The organism is Bacillus sp. Bvel1 (genome assembly GCF_014872755.1).
GTDB lineage: Bacteria > Bacillota > Bacilli > Bacillales > Bacillaceae > Bacillus > Bacillus velezensis.
Map to the genome: position 1 here is coordinate 1 of NZ_JAAOBZ010000006.1, position 15,627 is coordinate 15,627.

Annotated in this window: 13 protein-coding genes, 7 tRNA genes and 1 riboswitch; of the genes, 18 read left to right on the plus strand and 2 right to left on the minus strand. The window is 47.8% G+C overall.

The genetic code is table 11. The annotated features are described in order from the left end of the window. The first annotated feature begins 83 nt into the window (after nt 1-83). The 10 genes from HAP68_RS04030 (at nt 84) to thiC (ending at nt 4,475) form a co-directional block, all read left to right on the plus strand. Nucleotides 84-157 (plus strand) — tRNA-Trp (locus tag HAP68_RS04030). 29 nt (nt 158-186) lie between these two features. Next, nucleotides 187-262: transfer RNA gene (locus tag HAP68_RS04035), tRNA-His, on the plus strand. Nucleotides 263-271: 9 nt separating this feature from the next. Next, a tRNA-Gln gene (locus HAP68_RS04040) sits at nt 272-343 on the plus strand. Between the two features lie 53 nt (nt 344-396). Next, nucleotides 397-471, plus strand: a tRNA-Gly gene (locus HAP68_RS04045). A 6-nt stretch (nt 472-477) separates the two neighbouring features. After that, nucleotides 478-548 (plus strand) — tRNA-Cys (locus tag HAP68_RS04050). A 7-nt stretch (nt 549-555) separates the two neighbouring features. Next, a tRNA-Leu gene (locus tag HAP68_RS04055) sits at nt 556-644 on the plus strand. Between the two features lie 246 nt (nt 645-890). Further along, a tRNA-Leu gene (locus tag HAP68_RS04060) sits at nt 891-972 on the plus strand. 393 nt (nt 973-1,365) lie between these two features. After that, nucleotides 1,366-1,686, plus strand: coding sequence for a hypothetical protein (locus HAP68_RS19755; RefSeq protein ID WP_024085040.1), 321 nt, complete (start codon nt 1,366-1,368; stop codon nt 1,684-1,686). Between the two features lie 36 nt (nt 1,687-1,722). Continuing rightward, nucleotides 1,723-2,421 (plus strand): Type 1 glutamine amidotransferase-like domain-containing protein, encoded by a 699-nt coding sequence (locus HAP68_RS04070; RefSeq protein ID WP_024085041.1) that lies wholly within the window; start codon nt 1,723-1,725, stop codon nt 2,419-2,421. A gap of 49 nt (nt 2,422-2,470) precedes the next feature. Further along, a riboswitch (TPP riboswitch) is annotated at nt 2,471-2,581 on the plus strand. Between the two features lie 121 nt (nt 2,582-2,702). Then, nucleotides 2,703-4,475 carry a phosphomethylpyrimidine synthase ThiC gene (gene thiC, locus HAP68_RS04075; RefSeq protein WP_003155433.1) on the plus strand — a complete coding sequence of 591 codons (1,773 nt, stop codon included), beginning with the start codon at nt 2,703-2,705 and terminating at the stop codon, nt 4,473-4,475. 40 nt (nt 4,476-4,515) lie between these two features. Here the strand turns inward: thiC and HAP68_RS04080 are convergent, their stop codons facing one another. Then, the gene (locus tag HAP68_RS04080; RefSeq protein ID WP_003155432.1) at nt 4,516-5,871 is read right to left on the minus strand and encodes an FAD-binding oxidoreductase; all 1,356 of its coding nucleotides are present in this window, start codon (nt 5,869-5,871) and stop codon (nt 4,516-4,518) included. Between the two features lie 254 nt (nt 5,872-6,125). On the opposite strand from HAP68_RS04080, the gene HAP68_RS04085 reads away from it, so the two are divergent. The 6 genes from HAP68_RS04085 (at nt 6,126) to HAP68_RS04110 (ending at nt 11,913) form a co-directional block, all read left to right on the plus strand. After that, on the plus strand, nt 6,126-6,305 hold the full coding sequence (locus HAP68_RS04085; RefSeq protein WP_015388515.1) for an FbpB family small basic protein: 180 nt from the start codon (nt 6,126-6,128) through the stop codon (nt 6,303-6,305). A gap of 2 nt (nt 6,306-6,307) precedes the next feature. Beyond that, nucleotides 6,308-8,029 carry an ABC transporter substrate-binding protein gene (locus HAP68_RS04090; protein WP_024085042.1) on the plus strand — a complete coding sequence of 574 codons (1,722 nt, stop codon included), beginning with the start codon at nt 6,308-6,310 and terminating at the stop codon, nt 8,027-8,029. A 68-nt stretch (nt 8,030-8,097) separates the two neighbouring features. Further along, a complete protein-coding gene (locus HAP68_RS04095; protein ID WP_015388513.1) occupies nt 8,098-9,054 on the plus strand; it encodes an ABC transporter permease in 957 nt (318 codons plus the stop codon). A 12-nt stretch (nt 9,055-9,066) separates the two neighbouring features. Continuing rightward, a complete protein-coding gene (gene opp4C / locus HAP68_RS04100; protein ID WP_003155427.1) occupies nt 9,067-9,972 on the plus strand; it encodes an oligopeptide ABC transporter permease in 906 nt (301 codons plus the stop codon). Next, nucleotides 9,969-10,955 carry an ABC transporter ATP-binding protein gene (locus HAP68_RS04105; protein ID WP_014304667.1) on the plus strand — a complete coding sequence of 329 codons (987 nt, stop codon included), beginning with the start codon at nt 9,969-9,971 and terminating at the stop codon, nt 10,953-10,955. Before opp4C ends, HAP68_RS04105 begins: the two co-directional genes overlap by 4 nt. Then, a complete protein-coding gene (locus tag HAP68_RS04110; RefSeq protein WP_024085043.1) occupies nt 10,948-11,913 on the plus strand; it encodes an ABC transporter ATP-binding protein in 966 nt (321 codons plus the stop codon). The genes HAP68_RS04105 and HAP68_RS04110 overlap by 8 nt, the downstream gene beginning before the upstream one ends. A 71-nt stretch (nt 11,914-11,984) precedes the next feature. On the opposite strand, the gene katA is transcribed toward HAP68_RS04110, so the two are convergent. Further along, the gene (katA, locus tag HAP68_RS04115) at nt 11,985-13,430 is read right to left on the minus strand and encodes a catalase KatA (RefSeq protein ID WP_003155420.1); all 1,446 of its coding nucleotides are present in this window, start codon (nt 13,428-13,430) and stop codon (nt 11,985-11,987) included. A gap of 256 nt (nt 13,431-13,686) precedes the next feature. Here katA and HAP68_RS04120 point away from each other — a divergent pair, with 256 nt between their 5' ends. Beyond that, nucleotides 13,687-14,622 carry an amidohydrolase family protein gene (locus HAP68_RS04120; protein WP_024085044.1) on the plus strand — a complete coding sequence of 312 codons (936 nt, stop codon included), beginning with the start codon at nt 13,687-13,689 and terminating at the stop codon, nt 14,620-14,622. A 222-nt stretch (nt 14,623-14,844) separates the two neighbouring features. Beyond that, nucleotides 14,845-15,612, plus strand: a complete 768-nt coding sequence (locus HAP68_RS04125) for an ABC transporter ATP-binding protein (RefSeq protein ID WP_024085045.1) — start codon at nt 14,845-14,847, stop codon at nt 15,610-15,612. The last annotated feature ends 15 nt before the right edge of the window (nt 15,613-15,627 follow it).

Here is a 15,627-nt window from a genome sequence, read left to right on the forward strand (position 1 = left end):
AAGTGGCTAAACGCGGCGGACTGTAAATCCGCTCCCTCAGGGTTCGGCAGTTCGAATCTGCCCCCCTCCACCATTTTATAAATAGGGGCATAGTTTAACGGTAGAACAGAGGTCTCCAAAACCTCCGGTGTGGGTTCGATTCCTACTGCCCCTGCCACTATATTATTTATTCATCTTCAGATTATGGCGGTTGTGGCGAAGTGGTTAACGCACCAGATTGTGGCTCTGGCACTCGTGGGTTCGATTCCCATCAATCGCCCCATATTATCATTGGGCTATAGCCAAGCGGTAAGGCAACGGACTTTGACTCCGTCATGCGTTGGTTCGAATCCAGCTAGCCCAGTTGCATTTTTTTGAAAACAACAGCATAAGATGTATTAAGTTCTTTTACATGTTGCGGAAGTAGTTCAGTGGTAGAACATCACCTTGCCAAGGTGGGGGTCGCGGGTTCGAATCCCGTCTTCCGCTCCAAATTACGGCGGCATAGCCAAGTGGTAAGGCAGAGGTCTGCAAAACCTTTATCCCCGGTTCGAATCCGGGTGTCGCCTTTCTATTGCCGGGGTGGTGGAATTGGCAGACACACAGGACTTAAAATCCTGCGGTAGGTGACTACCGTGCCGGTTCAAGTCCGGCCCTCGGCACCAATTTAACTTTGAGCGAATTATGTTAAATTGGTCATCAATTTTCTTATTATAAAACATATATGAGAGTGATTTGCATATTGCAGGTCGCTTTTTTTATATAATAAAAGCGTGAAGACTATCAATATAAGTTTCTTGCTTGTATCGTATATACTGCATTACCATTTGAAAAAACTTTACTAAAACCATTGACTCTTTATAGAATGCATGTTATATTTATATACGTCGGTTGAACACGACGCATTATATGCCGGTGTGGCGGAATTGGCAGACGCGCACGACTCAAAATCGTGTTCCTTCTGGAGTGCCGGTTCGACCCCGGCCACCGGTATACAAAGGCTTCTACATATTGTAGAAGCCTTTTTTGTTGTATAAAAATATCTCCAAGGCTTGTGAAAACATGATACCTGCAGCAGGAGGAGCTGAAAAGGAAACACCGATTCGGCCGTGGAGTTAAATCATTCCGATCGGGATTAACACTGTTTCTCAGCTGGTGGGGCGGCCATTCAAAAGCGCGCATTATTAGCAGCGGTTATTGCAGTATTTGCTCTTTTTATGTTTCAGCGCTTTCCTGCAGGCGAGCTTGTTACCCATTTTATTAAGGGCGGAAACGAATTGATCAATGTTATTATTATGTTATCGCTGATTTGGGCCGTAACAGCAGTAGCTGAAAATCTGGGATTATCGAAATATGTTACTTTTCATTTAATCATGGATCCCTCATATGTTTATTGCGCTGTCTCTTTTTATACTGGGGGCTGTTATATCTCATTTTATCGGTTCATTCTGGGGGACTTGGGGCGCTCGGCGTAACGCTGGCGGTTCAATTACATACCAGCTTATTATTAGCGAGCGGAACATTTGGTTTGCTTCTCCCCTCAGTGATAATACGGTGTTGGGGATCGATGTTGTGAAGTATGCCCGTTCGAAGCTTGTTCCGGCGATTAACGCCGGGGGGATCTCCGTTGTGTTATACGGTGCGTATTTTTCAGATAACAAATACTTTTTGAAGGCGTTATCCGAAATTGGGATAACGCCTTTTTAATGAGCTGTTATACTTGAGAAAAAAGAAGTGATGACATTGAAGCAGATTATTGCAATGGGCGGCGGGGGGTTTTCCATGGAGCCGGATCATCTTGTGCTGGATCAGTATATTTTAGAGCAGTCGGCGCGGTCAAAGCCGAAAGTTTGTTTTTTGCCGACGGCAAGCGGAGATTCGGAGAAATATACCGGCAGGTTTTATCAGGCCTTTCAAAAGCTGCGGTGTGAGCCGGATCACTTGTCGCTGTTTAAACCGCCGGGTTCTGATCTCAGATCCTTTCTCATGAAGAAAGATATTATATATGTCGGCGGCGGAAATACGCGCAATATGCTTGTCTTATGGAAAGAGTGGGGGCTTGACCTTATTCTTCGTGAGGCTTGGGAAAACGGCATCATCTTAGCGGGTCTCAGCGCTGGAGCGATTTGCTGGTATGAAGAAGGGGTGACGGATTCAGCGGGGGATTTGCGAGAGTTAACAGCTTTAGGATTTTTGCCGGGCAGCTTTTGTCCGCACTATGACGGAGAATCGGAGCGCCGGCCGGTGTATCACCGTCTGATTTCTGAAAAGAAACTCAGGGAGGGCTATGCCGCTGATGACGGCGCTGCGCTTCATTATAAAGACGGTCAGCTGTTCCGGGCTGTCTCATCCCGGGAAACCGCAAAGGGTTATCGGGTTTTTAATACCGAAGAAGGCGTTCGGGAAACAGAGCTTATGACCATTCCGTTATCTGAATTTTGATAATATGCTTTTTTTTGTACACAACTTATGTTACGATGAGAGCGAAATCAATAGTTACTGGGGGTGCCCGTCTGAGCGGGCTGAGAGAGAAGCGGCGGCTTCTTAACCCTTTGGACCTGATCTGGTTCGTACCAGCGTGGGGAAGTAAAGGTTTTATTATTGTTGAGGAAAACAATAATAGTTTCTTTCTGACTGCAAAACCGGGTTCTTCTTTGAACCCGGTTTTTTTGTGCTGGTGCTGAGCTTGGTTCTGTTATTCAAATGATAAAGGAGAGATTTGTATGCAAAATCAATCAGTACAGCAAGCGAACATTTCCATTATGTCGAGTTTTTCCGGCAGTAAAAAGGTTTATGCAGAAGGTTCTTCGCCCGACATACGAGTGCCGATGCGGGAAATCAGCCTGAGTGCGACTACGGGGGCATTCGGGGAAGAGGAGAATGCGCCGGTCCGTGTTTATGATACGAGCGGACCGTATACAGACCCGGATGTACAGATTGATATTCATGAAGGTCTGGGGGCGCTCCGCACAAAGTGGATTACCGGGCGCGGAGATGTAGAAGAATATAACGGACGGACCGTGAGACCTGAAGACAACGGCTATAAAAAAGAGGGCAGTACCGCCGAATACCCCGGCCTGCAGCGGAAACCGCTTCGGGCCAAGCCGGGGAAAAATGTAACACAATTGCATTATGCGAGAAAAGGCATCATTACGCCGGAAATGGAGTTTATCGCAATTCGCGAGCATGTGTCTCCCGAATTTGTCAGAGACGAGGTAGCCAGCGGCCGGGCGATTATTCCTTCTAACGTCAACCACCCGGAAAGCGAGCCGATGATTATCGGCCGGAATTTTCATGTGAAAATTAATGCCAATATCGGCAACTCGGCTGTTACATCTTCTATCGAAGAAGAAGTCGAAAAAATGACGTGGGCGATTCGCTGGGGCGCCGATACGATGATGGATTTATCCACGGGAAAAGACATTCATACGACGCGTGAATGGATTATCCGCAACTGCCCCGTGCCTGTGGGGACGGTGCCGATTTATCAGGCGCTTGAAAAAGTTAATGGCATTGCCGAGGATTTAACGTGGGACATTTATCGTGACACATTGATTGAGCAGGCGGAGCAGGGCGTGGATTATTTCACCATCCATGCCGGCGTACTGCTTCGTTACGTCCCGTTAACGGCTAAACGCACGACGGGAATCGTATCCCGCGGCGGGGCGATTATGGCGCAATGGTGCCTGGCTCATCATCAGGAAAGCTTTCTGTACACGCATTTTGAAGAAATTTGTGAAATCATGAAGACCTATGATATCGCTTTTTCACTTGGTGACGGGCTTCGTCCGGGTTCAATTGCGGATGCCAATGATGAAGCGCAGTTTGCGGAATTGGAGACTCTCGGAGAATTGACGGAGATTGCGTGGAAGCACGATGTGCAAGTGATGATCGAAGGACCGGGTCATGTGCCGATGCATAAAATTAAGGAAAACATGGACAAGCAGCTGGAAATTTGTAAAGAGGCGCCTTTTTACACGCTCGGCCCATTAACGACGGATATCGCTCCGGGCTATGACCACATTACTTCAGCAATCGGCGCGGCGATGATCGGCTGGTACGGGACGGCGATGCTTTGCTATGTCACGCCGAAGGAGCATTTGGGGCTGCCGAATCGTGATGATGTAAGAGAAGGCGTCATTACGTACAAAATCGCGGCACATGCCGCAGACCTTGCTAAAGGGCATCCGGGTGCACAGATCCGTGACGATGCTCTGTCTAAGGCGCGGTTTGAATTCCGGTGGCGTGATCAATTTCATTTGTCGCTTGATCCTGAAAGAGCAATGGAATATCATGATGAAACACTGCCGGCTGAAGGCGCAAAAACGGCTCACTTCTGTTCGATGTGCGGCCCGAAGTTCTGCAGCATGAGAATTTCTCAGGATATTCGTGATTATGCGAAGGAAAACGGACTTACTGAAGACGAGGCCGTCAATGAAGGGCTGAAAGAAAAAGCAAAAGAGTTTGCAGAGAAGGGAAGCCGCTTATATCAATAAAAGAAAAGATGAAGATGGAGTGTATCCATCTTCATCTTTTTTAGAAAAACGGTGAACGGCGAAGCGGCGGAATGCTCTGCTCGAAGCGGAATATATTTTCCGGATCATATTTCGTTTTGACTTGACGGAGGCGGTGAACATTTTCTCCGTAATACGTTTGCAGCCAGTTTCTGATTTCTCTATCAGGCCAATTCACATAATCTCCCATCGTTTCTCTTGATAGGGACGTTCTCAGTCCTTCGATCCAGCGGACATTTTGTCTTTCTTCTTCAGCAGATGTCCAAGTTGTAATATATTCTTGGGCAATGATTGCGTTGCGATAGTAGAATGCCGTTTGGTCTGGAGCGATCCGTCCGGCCGCCCCGCCGAGAGATTGCTGCCAGACACTGGCGTTTTCGTTCGGAGCGTGCTCTAAATAGCGCTTTAAAGTGGATATTGCGCGTGTTGATAATGGTTTTTCAATAAAGGATCCTGACCGCTTCATCTTTTGCGGCTGATTGCCTCCCGGGCTGTTAAAAAAGGCTGCCGCTTTAATAAATGGCACTGTCTTGACCATGCCGCTTGTCGGTTTTCCCGCTTTCATTAACGGAGCCAGCAGTTCTTTCAGCTCCTCTTTTGTCCCGGTAAATTGACCGAGCGCTTCTATGCGGTTGACTTCCTTAGGCCAAAACTGAATTGATGAGGTAAGCCGGTTGTCTGTAAATGGAGCCCAGCGCTGCCACGTATTAAATACTTCCTCGAAATCATCCCAGCCCCAAGTGACAGAAAAAACAGACACGCACGAGATCGGCACGGCTTTAAACATCATGGATGTGACAATGCCGAAGTTGCCTCCCCCTCCGCCCTGAGATGCCCAAAATAGATCAGAGTGCTTTGAGCGGTTGACTGTGATCAAGTCAGCACCCGCTTTTTCGTCCGCTATGATCATTTCGAGCTGGAGGAGACGATCGCAAGTAAGTCCGGCAGTCCTTGTTAAATATCCGATTCCTCCCCCGAGCGTCAGCCCCGTGATTCCCACATTCGCAATGGTTCCCGCAGGAAGGGTCAAGCCGTACCGCCAGAGTGTCCGGTAGACTTCCCCTAATTCGGCTCCCGCTTCAATCGAGACCAGCCGCTTATCCTCATTTACTCTTATTTTCTTCATTTCACTGAGATCAATGACTAGTCCGTCATTTAACAGGGAAAAATTTTCGTAGCTGTGTCTTCCGCCTCTGATACGGAAAGGCACATTGTTCTCACGTGCCCATCTCACCGCATTGAGGGCGTCATGTTTGTTTTGGCAAAACACAATGATGTCTGGATATCTTTGCAGGCTTAAATTGAAATTGGTTCTTGCGGCATTATAGTCCGGGTCATCTTTTTTGACGATGCGACCGCTCAATGTTGTCTTTTCCACATTCTCACTCACTTTCACTTGTAATCTGCTATGTTTTCTAGCATATGCGGAAAAATGAGAGAGTGTATGAGGAAAACCCCCGGAAGGACACGATATTTTAAATTATAGTTGACAGGTAGGGATTGTATGAATTAACATAATCATTACATATTTCCAAACGATGGCTGATCGGATCACCGAAGGCTCTTATCTATTAAACAGATAAGGGCCTTTTTTGCGTGAAAGTCATTAAATGAAAAGCGGAGGGATGAAAAGTGGCGTTAAAAAAGGTATCACATGTGCGCAAAAAGAGAAAAAAGCGGAAAAAGTACAGAAAACACACATTGAATTTCGAACTGCTTGTAGAGAAAAACAAACGGGAGATTATGAGAAATGAGGAACAGATGGAGCAGATTTATATAAAGATAGATGAAAAGCATGCGGGGGTTCGATAAAGATGAAGGAGAGAAAATGGAGGTTGAAAACAACGGTAATCGCGCTGTCGGTATCCATCATGTTATCAGGGTGCGCGTTAGGGAGTGCCGGGGAAGAACCGTCATCTGCGGCTGATAAAAAGGAAGAAACACGTATCACTCATGTCAAGACAAAGGAATTTAAAGCTTCTCATCCGGCGGCGATTCCCGCTAAATCGAAAGCCAGAACTGACACTTTTGTTGCTGGGATTTCCGCGCCGGGCGGCGTGTTTCTGCCGTACTTTTACGAAAACGGCTGGGATGGAAATGCGACAGATCCTATTTTTGAACCGTTAGTCAAACTGGATAAAACGGGGAAGCCTGCCCCGGCTCTTGCGGAAAGCTGGAAAATTTCCAAAGATCAGCTTACATACACGTTCCGTTTAAGAAAAAATCTCGTTTTCAGCGACGGTTCACCGCTGACCGCAAAGGATGCCGCATTCACTTTAACACTGCTGCATGATCCTGCATACGCGGGCTATGAAGATATCACCACGGCTTATATTAAAGGCGGTAAGGCTTACAAAGAAGGAAAGGCAAAGACGATAGAGGGCATTCGCGTCCTTGATGACAGAACCATTCAAATCACGACTGAGAAAGTCAGTGCGAAGTCGCTGCTTCTTTTGGGCGGGCAGATGCTGTCAGAAGCCTACTACGGGAAGAAATATCAATTCGGCAAACTGGACTATTTAAAAGAGCTTTATGCCAAACCGCTCGGAGCGGGGCCTTATCAATTTACAGAATACCTTCCGGGACAGGAAATACGCTATCAGGCTAATGAACACTATTATGCCGGAAAACCGAAAACGGAAAAGCTGATTTATAAAATTATCGATCCGTCAACTTCCCTTCAGCTGTTTGAAACGGGTGACCTTGATTACGCTTCTTTCTCACCTGATGATGATACGGTTCAGCATTTAAAAAGTCTCGGTTTTGCGAATATAAGCGTATCTGTCGTGAATGATTACGGGCTTGTGTACGTCAATCACAAGCGTCCGCCTTTTCAAGATAAGAAAGTGTCCCAGGCGCTTATTTACGGACTTGACCGTCAAAAAATCGTCGATGTCCGCTTTAAACGCTACGGAGAGGTCGCGAATGTTCCGGTGTCTCCGGTTTCGTGGGCTTATGATGACAAAGGTGTCAATCGGTATGCGTTTAACCCTGAAAAAGCCAAAAAGCTTCTTGATGAAGCAGGCTGGAAAACGGGCAAAGACGGTGTACGTGAAAAAAACGGCAAAAAGCTTGAAATCAGCTATTACACATCTAAAGCGGATGATGATTTCATCCCGATAGCGAAAGAAAATTATGCGGACATCGGAATCTCATTAAAACCGGAAGTGATGGATTTTAATACAGAAGTAGCGAAAATCAATGACAAACAATATGACCTTGCCGCCGTTTCCACCTCGCAGATCCTTGATCCGAATGACACGGTGGAAAAGCTGGCTTCCGGCCATCCCAATAATGTGACGGGGTATTCCAATCCGAAAGCGGACCGGCTGATAGAGAAAGGAGCCGGCACGCTTGATATCAGCAAAAGAAAAGAAATTTATCACCAGCTGTACCGGGAGCTCGGGGAGAACCCGCCTTACATTCTGATTCATTACCGTCAGAGCGCAAGGGCGGTCAGCGGAAAAATAAAAGGGCTTGAGTCTGACAATTATTCTGGAATCAGTTCAAGTCTCTCAAATGTCTCAATTCAATAGAACGGTTGGGCAAAATACCCGATGCATCCTGGGAATTTTGCCCTTTCAGCGGAAAGGAGGGGCTTTTTATGAAACGGTATGCCGCAGAACGATTCATTCAAATGCTTGTGATCTTATTCGGTACGTCCTTTATTATTTTTTTCTTATTCGCCATGCTGCCGGGCGACTATATTGATTCCAATGTAAACCTGACTCCGGAAAGAGCGAAGGAGTTAAAAGCGCTTTACGGGCTGGATCAGCCGATTTGGCAGCGTTATGTGACATGGCTCGGAAATGTGCTCAGCGGAGATTTTGGGTTTTCTTTGAAATATCAGGAGAACGTCCTGTCACTGCTTCGGAAATATGTCTGGAATTCGTTTTTTGTCGCGTCTTTGGCGTTGCTTGTCACATGGTCAGCCGCGATGATAACGGGTGTCATATCCGCTGTCAGGAAATACTCATGGTTTGACGGGATCGTGACGTTTCTTGTTTTTGCTTCCATGGCGTTTCCGTCTTTTTTTATCAGCCTTCTGTTTATTAAGTGGTTTGGGGTGGATTTGAAAATATTCCCCGTCGGCGGGATGATTGATACCGGCAGCACGAGTACAGGTTTTTCGTATGTGCTTGAAGCCGCCAGACATATGATTCTTCCGGTCGTGATTTTATCTATGCTCGGCATCGGCTCGCTGACAAGGTATTTCCGCTCCGGCATGCTGGACGTGATCAGACAGGATTATATCAGAACGGCGAGAGCGAAGGGATTGAAAGAGCGCACCGTCATCTGGAAACATGCGTTGAAAAACGCGCTTATTCCGGCCATCACCCTGCTTGCTTTTGAACTGCCGGGACTCTTTTCCGGAGCCATCATTATTGAACAGATTTTCGGGTGGCCGGGTGTCGGACGTATTCAGCTTGAATCTGTGCATTATCGTGATTATCCGGTTTTGATGGCGTTTACCTTGTTTTTGTCTTGTTTAACGATTGTAGGGAACTTCTTGGCGGATATCGCTTATGCCGCGGTTGATCCGCGGGTCAGACTGAAATAGGGGGTGTTCGGAATGAAAAAACAAAAAGAGGTGCCGCCTTCTCTTTGGAAGCAGACGTACCGCCGCCTGCTGCAGCATAAGCTGACGGTCATCAGTCTTCTTTTCTTATGTTTTATGTTTTTATTGTGCTTTATCGGGCCGTCTTTTTCTCCGTACATAACAGATCGGACGGATATTTCAAATGCCAATCAGCATCCGGGAATCCATCACTGGCTGGGCACCGACCAGTACGGGAGAGATGTGCTGACGAGGCTGATGCTGGCGGGGCAGATTTCTCTGACCGTGGGGCTTGCTTCAATGGTGCTGTCGCTTGTCATCGGCTCTTTACTCGGGGCTGCGGCCGGGTTTTATCGGGGAGCCGCTGATATGATCATTATGCGCATTGCTGATATGCTCATGTCCATCCCGGGCCTGCCGCTGCTTTTGATTTTGGCTGCGGTGATGTCGGAGTGGAAAGTGCCTTCTGAATACAGAATGTACCTGATTATGATGATGTTAAGCCTGATCGGATGGCCCGGTTTGGCGCGGCTTGTACGCGGACAGATTTTGTCGCTGAAGGAGCAGCCGTTTATGATGGCCGCGGAAGTTTTGGGGCTTAGTGATAAACGGAAAATCCTCTATCATTTGCTTCCCAACACATTGCCGTTATTACTGGTAGCGGCGACTTTGCATGTGGCGGGAGCGATGCTGAGTGAATCTGCGCTGAGTTTTCTCGGGCTTGGCGTTGCTCCGCCGACACCTTCTTGGGGAAACATGATGGAAGCGGCGAATCATTTTATGGATTTTACACTCCGCCCGTGGCTGTGGATTCCGCCGGGAACGGCCATTTTTCTGACCGTTGTGGCGATTCATCTGCTTGGAGACGGTTTAAGAGACGCTTTTGATCCTAAGGTAAAACGGCAGGTGAAAATGAAATGAAAAAACCGCTTTTAGAAGTGAGGCATTTGGAAACGGCTTTTTATACAGAGGAGGGCGCGGTAAAGGCCGTGGACGATGTCAGCTTTACGATACATGAGGAGGAAACGGTTTGTATTGTAGGAGAGTCCGGCTGCGGGAAAAGCATGGCGTCATTGTCCATTATGCAGCTTATTCCCGAGACGGGGAGAATCGAACGGGGAGCGGTGCATTTTTCCGGACAGAACCTGTTGGAACTGAAACCAAAAGACATGCAGAAAATCCGCGGAAGCGAAATCGGGATGATTTTTCAGGAACCGATGACATCTTTGAATCCGGTGTTTACAATCGGTGAGCAGCTGACCGAACCGATTCGCGAACATTTGTTGCTGAGTAAGAAAGAGGCATGGCGGAGAGCCGTTGAACTGATCACGTTAGTGGAGATCCCGAATGCCGAGCAGGTTATGCACCGATATCCTCATGAGCTGAGCGGCGGCATGCTGCAGCGCATCATGACGGCTGTCGCGCTAAGCTGCGATCCGAAACTGATCATTGCCGACGAGCCGACGACAGCGCTTGACGTAACCATTCAGGCGCAGATATTGGATTTATTGCGGGATATGAAAAAGCAATTTCGCACGTCTATTTTATTCATTACTCATGACCTTGGCGTGGTTGCTGAAATGGCTGATTTTGTGATTGTCATGTATGCGGGAAAAATTGTGGAGGAAGGACCGGTTGCAGAGCTGTTTTCTGATCCGAAGCATCCGTATACGAAAGGGCTGCTCGCGGCCAAGCCGGTTATCGGTCAAAAAAGGGAGACGCTGTACACCATTCCGGGGCAGGTCCCCGAGCTTGCGGACCTGTCGGGATCGTCTTGTTATTTTGCGGAGCGATGTGAACACAGCACGGAAATATGCCGGAGATCGAGCCCGCATTTTACTGAATTCGGGAAGGGGCATCAGGCGGCGTGCTGGCTTTACAGAGAGGAGAAAGCAGATGAGTGATGTGTTGCTGGAGGTCAAGGGGCTGAAAAAATATTACGAGGAGCATGGGGGGATGAGAAAGACTCATAAAAAACCCGTAAAAGCGGTTGACGGTGTCAGTTTTACGATAGGAAAGGGAGAAGTGTTCGGCTTAGCGGGAGAATCGGGCAGCGGAAAGTCATCAATCGGCAAGACCATTTTGAGGCTTCATGAGAAAACAGGGGGAGAGGTGTTTTTTCAGGGGCGTGATGTGTTTCGGATGAGCCGGCGCGAGCTCAAAACTTTCAGATCGGAAGCGCAGCTCATCTTTCAAGATCCGTTCAGTTCTTTAAATCCCCGGCGCCGGATTGGAGAAGCCATCGGTGAAGCGATGATCGAGCATCAATTGGCGGTGAAGCGGAATGCGCGTGATAAAGCGGCGGAGGTTCTTGAAGCCTGCGGACTTTCCGCAAACTTTATCGACCGATATCCGCATGAATTTTCCGGAGGGCAGCGGCAGCGGATCGTGATTGCAAGAGCGATGGCGCTCAAGCCGCAATTTATCATTATGGATGAACCCGTGGCGGCGTTAGATGTCTCCATCCAGGCGCAGATGATCAATTTGTTCAGCAGCCTTCAAAAACAGCACGGGCTGTCATATTTGTTCATTTCTCATGATTTAAGCGTGGTGGAGCACTTATGTACGAAGGTCGCCATTATGTATTTAGGGACGATTGTGGAATATGCGTCAAAGGAGGAGCTCTTTTCACGGCCGCTTCACCCTTATACGAAAGCGCTGTTATCAGCCGTGCCTGTTCCTGATCCCGGATCGAAAAGGGAGCGGATAATTTTAAAGGGTGATATACCGAGCCCCTCTGATCCGCCTTCAGGCTGTAAATTCCGAACGAGATGTCCGGCAGCCAAGAAGATATGTGCTGAGAAAAGTCCGGCGCTGTCAGAAAAAGGGCTTCATCATTTTGCGGCATGCCACTTCGTGTAATTGAGAAAAAAACGGTTTTATTGATAATGAACATAAAAAACCTGCCGGGCAGACCGGCAGGTTTTTTGATGTTATTTTGGTGACGGCAGTCCGAGTCCTTCGGCAACGCGTCTGCCGTATTCAGGATCAGCCTTGTAGAAGTGGCCGATCTGGCGCAGCTTAATTTCTTCTTTTTCCACAGGTTTCATCGCACTGACGATATTGGCGACAAGGCGCGCGCGCTCTTCCTCGCTCATCAGGCGGTACAGGTCGCCGGCTTGTGTGTAATGATCATGATGATTATAGCTTACACTGTCAGCGAAACCTGATACAGGGTATGCCGCCTGTTTATCTTCAGGTGACTCTTTCGGGCCGCCGAAGCTGTTAGGCTCGTAATAGACGGAGCGGCCGCCGTTATCATCAAAACGCATTTGTCCGTCACGCTGATAGTTTTTCACTTCATTGCGGGAACGGTTGATCGGCAGCGCCTGATGGTTCGCGCCGACACGGTAGCGATGCGCGTCATGGTATGCGAACAACCGGCCTTGAAGCATTTTGTCAGGTGAGACGTCGACGCCGGGCACTAATGTGCCGGGAGAGAACGTCGCCTGTTCTACTTCCGCAAAGTAATTTTCCGGATTGCGGTTCAGAACCATGCGGCCGACTTCGATCAGCGGATAGTCTTTTTGAGACCATACTTTTGTGACGTCAAACGGATCAAAGCGATATGTGTTTGCATCTTCTAACGGCATGATTTGAACATATAATTTCCATGCGGGGAAATCGCCGTTTTCAATCGCATTGAACAAATCTTCCGTATGGTAATCGGGATTTTCGCCTGCGATTTTTGCGGCTGTATTAACATCAAGGTTTTTCACGCCTTGCTCTGTTTTAAAGTGATATTTAATCCAGACGCCTTCGCCTTTATCATTTGTCCATTTAAATGTATGGCTTCCGAATCCGTGCATATGGCGAAGAGTCGCCGGAATGCCCCGGTCTGACATCAGAATGGTTACCTGGTGCAGGGATTCGGGTGACAAAGACCAGAAATCCCAAACGGCCGTCGGATTTTTCAGATGTGTTCTCGGATCTCTTTTTTGTGTATGGATAAAGTCAGGGAACTTGATGGCATCGCGGATGAAGAACACGGGTGTATTGTTTCCGACGATGTCGTAGTTTCCTTCTTCTGTATAAAATTTAACGGCAAATCCGCGCGGGTCGCGCACTGTGTCACTAGAGCCCAGTTCGCCCGCAACGGTTGAGAAACGGATGAAAAGCGGCGTGCGTTTACCGACTTCTGACAGAAATGCAGCTTTCGTATATTTTGTAACGTCATTTGTGACTTCAAAATAACCGTGTGCGCCCGCGCCTTTTGCGTGAACGACACGCTCCGGAACGCGTTCTCTGTTAAAGTGCGCCAATTTCTCAAGCAGATGGACGTCTTGTATTAAAGCAGGACCGCGATCGCCGGCCGTCATTGAGTTTTGGTTATCTCCGACAGGAGCGCCCCAGCTGGTTGTCAATTTATTTGAACTCATGTGATCACCTCTTTAAATTTATAAGAACATAATATCACCTATCAGTAAAAAGTCAATATTATTTTATAATGATTATAAAATAATTATTTTTATTATCGAAAAGAAGGTATGGGTTTAATAACACACTTGACTGACGGGAATAATGGGTTTAATATGAGAAAAAATAGAAACCGCTGACTTGGACACAAGAGGCTCTTATTCTTCACTGGATAAGGGCCTTTTTTTATTGTCAGGCGGTAAGGGAGGCGGCGATTGTATGCTTTTCAGGCAGCATTTTAAACCAGTCGATATTCACGGTCATCTGCCGTACAGCCTTAATTTCGGCAAAAACGATAAGACATTTTCCGATTATAACCGGGAGCGGTCGGAAAGAATGAATCTCACTTGGGATTTTCCTGATCCGCATGATGTTGATGGCGATGACGGCGAAATCGCTTTGATGACAAGATGGGAGAAAGAATTAGATAAGTACGGCATTGACGTGCTGAATTTTTTAACAGCAGAGAGCAATGACCGGATGGCGGCGTTTATTCAAGCCAATCCCGCGAGGTTTACCGGATTTGCATATCATCCTTTGGAACAAAAGGATGCGTATGAGGAGCTGAAAAGAGCGGTTGAAGAGCTCGGTCTGAAAGGATATAAACTGTTCGGGCCGCTGACAGACATCGAGTTTCATGATCCGTCGCTGAAAAAGCTGTGGACGTATCTGGCTGACAAAAGACTGCCTGTATTAATTCACTTCGGACTTTTAGGGAGAGCGGGTGGCATTGTCAGCCATCGCAACATCAACCCGCTCTCCATCTATCGCGTCGCGAGAGAGTATGCTGATATACCGTTCATCATTCCGCATTTCGGCGCCGGATATTATCAGGAACTGCTGCAGCTGTGCTGGAGCTGCCCGAATGTGTATATTGACACGTCCGGCTCAAATCAGTGGATGAGGTGGATGCCGTACCCGCTTGATTTGGAAATTCTGTTTCGAAAGACATCTGAATTAATCGGTGCTGAACGGATCATCTTCGGGACGGATTCGAACGGATTTCCGAGAGGATATGTATACAGATATCTTCAGGAGCAGGTGAGGACCTGCCGGGAAATCAATATGCGGGAAGAAGATATAGAAAACATTTTCGGCAACAACGCGCGGACATTATTGAAAATCGCCCGGAAAGAAAAGGAAGTAAATACGTGATACAGCCGATGCGCTCTTTGGCAGGTTTATGCCGGAAGGCGCATTTTTAATTCATACAAAAAACAGTTGACAAGTCGGAATAATTTGAATTAACATGATATTCAAATTTAAAAACAAACGGGTTGCCGATCGGACCGCCGAAGGCTCCCATCTCTGCAAGCAATCGGAGATGGGGCCTTTTTGTTTTTCGATCGCATGCGGCAGAAAGAGAGGGGAAGACAGATGGCTGTAACCATCAGCATACAAGAAAAAGCTTTTGAGCATGAAGGCCGGAAAACGCCGGTGCTGAATGATATTGAGCTGTCAATTGCATCGGGAGAATTTTTGACTGTCATCGGACCGAGCGGATGCGGCAAAAGCACGCTTTTAAAATTGATTGCCGGTCTTGATACCGATTATAAAGGCTCTGTCGCAATAAACGGCCGCAATGTGTCGGGACCGGGCATCCGGCAGGGATTTATCTTTCAGGAGCACCGGCTGTTTCCCTGGCTGACGGTAAAACAAAACATCGCTGCCGATCTCAATATGAACGACCCGGCCGTTCGGAAAAAAGTGGATGATCTGATTGAGGTTGTCAGGCTGCAGGGAGCGGAGAACGCTTATCCGCGCGAATTATCCGGCGGCATGTCGCAGCGGGTTGCCATCGCCAGAGCCCTTTTGCGTGAGCCGGAGGTGCTGCTTTTAGATGAACCGTTCGGGGCGCTTGACGCTTTTACGAGAAAACATTTGCAGGATGTGCTGCTTGATATATGGCGCGAGAAAAAAACGACGATGATTCTTGTCACGCATGATATTGATGAATCCGTCTATTTAGGCGATAAGCTGGCGATCCTCAGGGCAAAGCCCGGCCGGCTGCACAGCCTGATGCCGATTCAGCTTCCGCATCCGCGCAATCGGACGTCAGCGGATTTTCAGGCCGTCCGGCAGAAGGTGCTTTCTGAATTTGAGAAAACGGAAAACCTCCGGTTTGCGGATGGGTCCGGAATATAGAAGGGACGAAGCGAA

Bases quoted from the DNA above. Each gene is read 5' to 3' on its own strand.
- HAP68_RS04105 (WP_014304667.1), top strand. From the start codon at position 9,969: ATGAAAAAACCGCTTTTAGAAGTGAGGCATTTGGAAACGGCTTTTTAT.
- HAP68_RS04120 (WP_024085044.1), top strand. From the start codon at position 13,687: ATGCTTTTCAGGCAGCATTTTAAACCAGTCGATATTCACGGTCATCTG.
- HAP68_RS04125 (WP_024085045.1), top strand. From the start codon at position 14,845: ATGGCTGTAACCATCAGCATACAAGAAAAAGCTTTTGAGCATGAAGGC.
- opp4C (WP_003155427.1), top strand. From the start codon at position 9,067: ATGAAAAAACAAAAAGAGGTGCCGCCTTCTCTTTGGAAGCAGACGTAC.
- HAP68_RS04090 (WP_024085042.1), top strand. From the start codon at position 6,308: ATGAAGGAGAGAAAATGGAGGTTGAAAACAACGGTAATCGCGCTGTCG.
- katA (WP_003155420.1), bottom strand. From the start codon at position 13,430: ATGAGTTCAAATAAATTGACAACCAGCTGGGGCGCTCCTGTCGGAGAT.
- HAP68_RS04110 (WP_024085043.1), top strand. From the start codon at position 10,948: ATGAGTGATGTGTTGCTGGAGGTCAAGGGGCTGAAAAAATATTACGAG.
- thiC (WP_003155433.1), top strand. From the start codon at position 2,703: ATGCAAAATCAATCAGTACAGCAAGCGAACATTTCCATTATGTCGAGT.
- HAP68_RS04095 (WP_015388513.1), top strand. From the start codon at position 8,098: ATGAAACGGTATGCCGCAGAACGATTCATTCAAATGCTTGTGATCTTA.
- HAP68_RS19755 (WP_024085040.1), top strand. From the start codon at position 1,366: ATGTTTATTGCGCTGTCTCTTTTTATACTGGGGGCTGTTATATCTCAT.